The following is a 713-nucleotide window of genomic DNA, read 5'->3' on the forward strand; positions in this document are numbered from 1 at the left end:
ATTACTCCAATACCAAAAATTAATGAGTCAGACATTATCAAAGAAGAAGTTCCTTATAATGGAGAGATAAATCTTTTAGATAATATTAATAACTTACCAGATGGAGCAGAAGTCCAAGATATTAGTGACCCAATCGACACAAAGATTCCAGGAACTTATACAGGAAAAATTAAAATAACTTTTAAAGACGGCTCATCAAGGATAGTTGTCATTCCAGTTGAAGTTTCAGAAGCCTTAGCAGATTCCTACACAACTCAAGTTAAAGAAATTGAAGTTAAAAAAGACGAAGATGTGACTCTAGAAAAATTAAAGTCTGGAATTGTAAATCTTCCAAAAAATTTAGAAAAAATAGAAATTAAAACTTATCCAGATACTTCAGAAGTAGGAGAAGGCAAGGCCACTCTAAAATTAATTTTTACTGACACATCAAGCAAGGAAGTTGAAATTCCTGTAAGAGTAATAGAAAAAATTTCTGGAGGAGCAATTAGTCCGATTCCAACAATAAATAATGAAGATATTATTAAAGAAGAAGTCCCTTATAATGGTCAAATAAATCTTCTAGATAATATTAAAAACTTACCAGAGGGAACAGAAGTTGAAGATATTAGTGACCCAATCGACACTAAAGTCCCAGGAATATATAAAGGAAAAGTAAAAGTAATCTTTAAAGATGGATCATCAAGAATTGTTGAGATTCCAATTGAAGTATCAGA

General features: G+C 30.9%; 1 protein-coding gene. It reads left to right on the plus strand.

All coding sequences use genetic code 11. From position 1 onward, the window contains the following. Positions 1-713: Rib/alpha-like domain-containing protein (locus tag HMPREF3023_RS01505; protein WP_246829161.1), on the plus strand; the 713-nt coding region annotated here is incomplete at both ends.

Source organism: Peptoniphilus sp. HMSC075B08, from assembly GCF_001815405.1.
In the GTDB taxonomy this organism is placed as follows: Bacteria; Bacillota; Clostridia; order Tissierellales; family Peptoniphilaceae; genus Peptoniphilus_A; species Peptoniphilus_A harei.